Consider the following 5888-nt stretch of genomic DNA (forward strand, 5'->3'; position numbering starts at 1 on the left):
ACTTTAAATACATGAAGTACAATAAATTGAATGCTCCAAAATTCTAAAAAACACACTTTATGATTATGGAAAAACAGAGAACAACAAAAAGAAAAAAACCTCAATCACTAATTCAAGAAGTAAAAGGATTAAATAGAATTTCACATCAGAAAAAAGCTCTTTTAAAAAGTCCTTGGATAAAAGGACTTATTGTAGTTGGGGGATTGTATGGATTACTTTTTGTTTCAAAATATGTTATTAGAGAATATGCAGATTTAATAACAGCTACTAAAAAATTAAGAAACGCTCGAAGATTATAAAAAAATATCTTATGAATGTAAACACTGTAAACAAAATACTGGGACAGAACAGTTCTACTGTAGATCATATGGCAACAATACTAAAAATTGTTTCTGCTACTTATCTTGTCATTAGAACGGTTAAAACGGCAATAGACCTATACCATCAGATCGAAGACCGAAAGAAACAAAAATAAGGTAGTGAGGTAGTGTAACAAAAGAGTTAGATAGTAATTACACTTCCCTTATAAGCTTTTTTTACATACAATTTTGATAGTTAATTCTTATTGTTTTTTACTGTATCGTACCCCGCCAAAGTAATTCCCCTGTTTTTTCACTAAAAATTTGAATAGAAACAGGAAAATTATATTTAGAATAGTTCTGTATAATGATTTTACAAATTGAATGTAAACATTCTTTTACTCCTCCTATAGCTAATTCATCATTATATTTACTCGTAAAAGTATAACAAGTGTAGGGTTTTATAGCTACTTCGCGATTTAGTATTTCACATCTAAAATCAGGGTCTATTAGTTCTTTTATTGTGGTGGTTATAAGAGTCATTTTTTAGGTTTTAAAACAGTATAAATATTCGATATTTAATTGTACTTTTTAAATTAACTTTATAATTTAAAAATGGTTTTAGAGAGAATTATAATAACTTCTATAAAAAAATCAGGATTGCTCTATCTCATTTTGATATTTTCTTTTTGTCACATATTATATATTCTACGGGTTACTTGTTATAATGACTATTAAAATTCCTGTGCATAATATAAGAGAGAATTATCAGATTTCATTAAGTTTGTTTTCTCATACAGCTCTTGTAATTCCTCATAATCCATTTCTCTAGAACCAATTTTACCTCTGTTAAATAGTTCTTGAAAAATATCCGATGCTAATGAAATTTCTTTCATACCTTGATACCTTAAGATGTTAGCATCTCTTTCTCCCTTTGATTTATATTCATCTATTTTACAGATAGGAATATGTTCTCCTGTTGATATAAATTTTTGATCAGGATTTTGTAGTTTATCTGTAGGGCGTAAAAAAGAAGCACAACAAGGAAACCTATAAGTATTCTTTTCTGAATTAGAACAGCATAAAGTATTATCACAAGAAAAAGACTTCATTTTATGTAACTGTCGTTGTATTTTTTTATCTGATAGATATAATTTCCGATTACTCCATATTTTATATTGAATTAAAATTAGACTAACTTTCTTTGTATCTTGATTAAAACGTTCATAAATAAAATCTGCACCAGACTCCTGTTCTTTCTTGCTTGGATGAAATACTCTCATCCGAAGAATCTTATTATCGGCTATCTGATAGTCTCTATATGCTTTTCCTGTATCGATCTTATGGAATTGTGTATCCATAGCACTTATATCTTTAAAAATAACCTCAGATTCTTCATGGTTTTCGGAATCTAATTCTTTTTTAGCTTTAATAAGTTGGGATATTTTCTTTTGCAATAAATGAGGATTCTTAATAGTACCCCCAGATCTTTTGATAAGCCTACTTAATTCTTCTATTTCATCTAAAACTAATTGTAAAGCGGTAAATTCTTTACCTTCACTTAATGATTTTAGCTCAGCTCTTTGTCGATATTCTTGTGTAGTCGTACTTTCTTCTTGTCTTCTTAATAGACTACTTTCTCCCATTAAATCAGGATATAATTGCCCTGCAAAAGTTATCGCATTTTTATAAGTCGATTTTAAAACATCACCTCTAGAAGCTAGTTTTATTAATTCTCTGGTCATATTCAGTACTAACCATTCTTGATCTAATCTGTTGTTTTCCAACTCTGTAATTTATTTTAAAAGTTATATCGTTAAAGGTTAAGCACCTTTAAAAATCAATGCAAGTACAAGAAAGTAGTTTCTAATTTTTATGATAATTCATCTCATAAGAAAAACCCTCGATTATTTTTACTCTACTACTATGTATCCAACCACTTATACCATCTTCTGATACCACTAAACACCACTCTTTTTCTTTACGTTTTATGGCAAAAACTTCTCCCTCCACAATTTTTTTGATCACTGGGTGGTTTGTGCCTTTACCGTCTCTAAGGTTGGTATATCCATCGGGGTCATTGATCTCTCCATAGTCCTCATAAGGATCTGAATCGATAGAACTTAACCCAAAACGTTTGTTTTGTGGGATATAAAACTCATTAGTATATTCTTCTAACCCCTCTATGTTATAATAGTTTTGTTTTCTAAATACTTCTTTCATTTTTGGGTTGGTGTCATATAGGTATTCTATCAATCCTGTTTGCCCTGCTTTATAGCAATGTGCCATAAGATAGGCGTAGAGTTCTTCTGTGTCTTCTTCATAGGACTCTGGTTTGCCATTAGATACCATATTGGCTACGATATGTAACTGAGATAACTCTGCATCATATTCTATCATTTTATCGAGCATGTCTCTGCGTAACTGCCATTGACCTTTACATTCATCTCCTCCATCTGTCTTGTAAATAGAGTCACACCTAAACCCAAACAAAAAACTTTCTAATTCATTTGGGTCGTATAATTTTGATTTACTAAATGCAAACTGTAACCAATCTTTGTTTTTGGTATAACCGTATTCTTGTGCAAGATGAATTAGAGATAATGAATTTTTTTTTATCCAATTAGTTGCATGAATATCATTATAAAATATCATATTATTATAATTACAGATATTTTTAGTAATATAATCATACATTTTTTCAATAGCTTTTTCATCCATTTTTTGTAAACCCTCATTATCAGGAATCATTGGATGTAAATTGAAAGGAACAATAAAATTATATTCTTTAAGGACTGTTTCAGGATATTTGTCAATAGAAAGCTTAATTTCTTTTTCTTTTTTTATAGAAATATCAGTATTAAAAATCTCTAATATTTTTTGTTTAAACAATTCATTATCAGGTTTTTTATAACAGGACGACACTTTTTTGTTCAGTAAAGCATATTGATCTTCCATTACATTCATTGTTTTTTCTTTTTGACTATTACAACTTTGTATACACAAAGCAATTAGTATAATTTTTATAATATTTTTCATTGAGTTGTATTTTATTATGTATTGTATCCATCGTCTATAAACCCTTCCCAATAGGGTTTGTTGTTATTACTTTTTTCAGTTGCCTGTCGCTCCTGTAATATCAGTCGTACAGGTCTTCGTTCGATACTCATATCATGTACCATCCCATTATCATCTGTTCGTTCAGCATCTTTCATAATGTTATGTAAAAATAAATCAGGAATTTCATTATATAGCTTATCTACAGGAATTTTTCCTAAAGTTCCATTTCCAGGATCTCCATTTCCACTTGCTAATGTTAAACACCCTTGCGACCCTTTTCTGTCATGTTCATGAATAGCAATCCCTTTTCTTAAACCATCTGGACCATTGATGTCTCTATTGTTTTTATTTTCAGAAACATACATCTTGTATCTTCCTTTAAGAGGATTAGAAGAATCCTCTTTAGAAACTAAATGATATTTATCTGATGGTGGGCATTCATTATTCAATCCATATCGTAAGTTAGAACGATTAGAGTTTGATAAACCCTGATGCGCATCTCTTGTCACATAGGTAACATAATCCGCCTCTGGTAATTCTTCTTCATCTTTTAATGTATTATACTTTTCTAATGTCATTGCTCTATATACGGATAGTCGATACATAACATTGTCGGTATGCCCATAAGTATTAATAATTTTTTCACCTTTACCCCCAATAATCACTACAGTTCCTTTTTCACCTTTTCTACGGGTATAGTCAGGGCAATTTTCTACATCGAGTATTTTTACGGCTTCTTCTAAGTAGGTTTGTCTATGTGCCCAACCTTTAAAAGCACTATTGATCCTATAAGTAATTGCCCCCAGTGCATCATCGCCTACGCCCATATCTGATCGAGTTACTAAGTTGTTATGTCTCCAATAGATCAAAGCTGTTGCCATAGCCATAGTTTTATCTGTTCTTATTTTATCGGGATTGGCTACAAAATCTTCTTTTGCTCTACCACTGGCATCGGTAGCAATCCAACTATTATACAATTTAGTCGTTTTTTTAAAATTATTTTTCCCTGTGAGTTGTATAAAACCACTACCTCGATAGTTCCACCCATCGGCATCGGCATTACTCCAATTGCTAGTAATAGGGGTGTTGCCCAACTTTGATGCTTTTGGAGATTTACCATACGCCCAATTGGCAATACTGCGTTTATTCTCGTCGGTTACTTGGCTTTTGGTTTTTCCATCATGCCCATAGCCCCATGTTTTGGCATTGGTATTATTAGTGTCATAAGCTGTTTTAAAATTGCTAAAGGTCTTTTTTAAAGATTTCCAATTATAAATAAACCTTTCTTCCATGTGAGTAAATCCACTCTCTGTTGCTAATTGTGCCAAGAAATGTGCCTTACGAGTACAAGTAGTTAGCCCAAAGAAGCTACGTTGTGAATTTAAAAAATCTACTGCCTCTTGTAATCCAGTGTCATTAGCATCCTTATAGATTCCTTTGATATCATCAACTGTAATATCTTTATCACAATTCTCACATCTTCCTTTTTTCTTTTTATCAGGGGTATATGTTGCCTGTTCCACTACTACAGGCGTTACTCCTCCTTCTACTTTATCTCCTTTTTTATAGGCTTTTATCGATCCTCTAAAGATGTTTGCAGGGGTAAACCATGCCCATTTAGATTTTTCTACCGAGATATAAAATTGCTTGCCTAGTAAGTGCTGATCTCTCCACCATCGGGATTCTACGGTAAAATCAAAGGTTATCCTACCTTCATTATCTACTGTTAGGTCTTGTGTAAATACTTTGGGGTCTGATGCAGCAGCATCGATATAGAGTAGTTTTTGGGTTCTGTAGACATCTACCTCCAGAGATTCTCCGATCATATTTACCGTTTCTACAATCCCTTGTACCGTAATACCATAGGCTACGGGTTTGGCTCGTAGTCGCTCGCCATTGTACATAAAATAAGCATCCCTAACCTGTTCTTTGTCCTCTACACATAATCCCTTGTTGATCGGATATCGTGCGGTATCCTGATCTCTGATCGGTTCATCTCTACCTGTGATTTTAAATACTAATTCATTTGGTGTGCCCTGCATCGCTTCTTTATAACGATCAGTCATCCTAAATTCTTGTATAATGGTACTATTATTATTAGCCTTGCACTTAGTCATAGTACAAAGCGCTGTAGTACCGCTATATACCGTAATATCTACGGCATTATTATGGTAGCTTTTTAATTGGATATGAATATAGGAGACTTCGTTTTTATATCCTGTACGTAGTTTCTTAGTCCCATCTTTTCGCTCCCATTGGGCAATGACTACAGTAGGTTCTGTAACTTCTACCTTGGTTACTGCTGTTTTTTTACTTAATTGTGCTACGGATAGTTTGCCTGCTTTAGCTTTGGCTAAATAGCTACTATTCTTATAAGCTTCTATATAATAATGCCCTGCTTTTGGCGGATTTTGTAATATAAAGGTGTCTCCTGTAGCTCCTGTATAGATTGTAATCTCATTAAGCGCATCATCATAGACTACCCATTTTACTGCTGTAATCTCCTGCGGTGTGACAGGGTTGATACGA

Annotated in this window: 6 protein-coding genes; 2 read left to right on the forward strand and 4 right to left on the reverse strand. The window is 32.5% G+C overall.

Annotated elements, in window-relative coordinates; translation table 11 throughout:
- The first annotated feature begins 65 nt into the window (after positions 1–65).
- Together N456_RS23530 and N456_RS24730 are read left to right on the forward strand one after the other, a co-directional pair.
- A complete protein-coding gene (locus tag N456_RS23530; RefSeq protein WP_062063044.1) occupies positions 66–299 on the forward strand; it encodes a hypothetical protein in 234 nt (77 codons plus the stop codon).
- Positions 300–310: 11 nt separating this feature from the next.
- Positions 311–475, forward strand: a complete 165-nt coding sequence (locus tag N456_RS24730) for a hypothetical protein (RefSeq protein ID WP_158447965.1) — start codon at positions 311–313, stop codon at positions 473–475.
- Positions 476–572: 97 nt separating this feature from the next.
- On the opposite strand, the gene N456_RS23535 is transcribed toward N456_RS24730, so the two are convergent.
- The 4 genes from N456_RS23535 to N456_RS24905 all read right to left on the reverse strand — a co-directional run.
- Entirely contained in the window at positions 573–842 is a 270-nt protein-coding gene (locus N456_RS23535) for a hypothetical protein (RefSeq protein ID WP_062063045.1), read from the reverse strand.
- A 191-nt stretch (positions 843–1033) separates the two neighbouring features.
- Complete coding sequence (locus N456_RS23540; RefSeq protein WP_062063048.1) at positions 1034–2086, reverse strand: hypothetical protein; 1053 nt, start codon at positions 2084–2086, stop codon at positions 1034–1036.
- Positions 2087–2165: 79 nt separating this feature from the next.
- Positions 2166–3338, reverse strand: coding sequence for an SH3 domain-containing protein (locus N456_RS23545; RefSeq protein ID WP_062063050.1), 1173 nt, complete (start codon positions 3336–3338; stop codon positions 2166–2168).
- Positions 3339–3352: 14 nt separating this feature from the next.
- Positions 3353–5888, reverse strand: a 2536-nt coding sequence (locus N456_RS24905) for a glycoside hydrolase family 19 protein (RefSeq protein WP_420834737.1), incomplete at its 5' end; no start/stop codon positions are given.

Source organism: Aquimarina longa SW024 (assembly GCF_001401755.1).
Classification (GTDB): Bacteria; Bacteroidota; Bacteroidia; order Flavobacteriales; family Flavobacteriaceae; genus Aquimarina; species Aquimarina longa.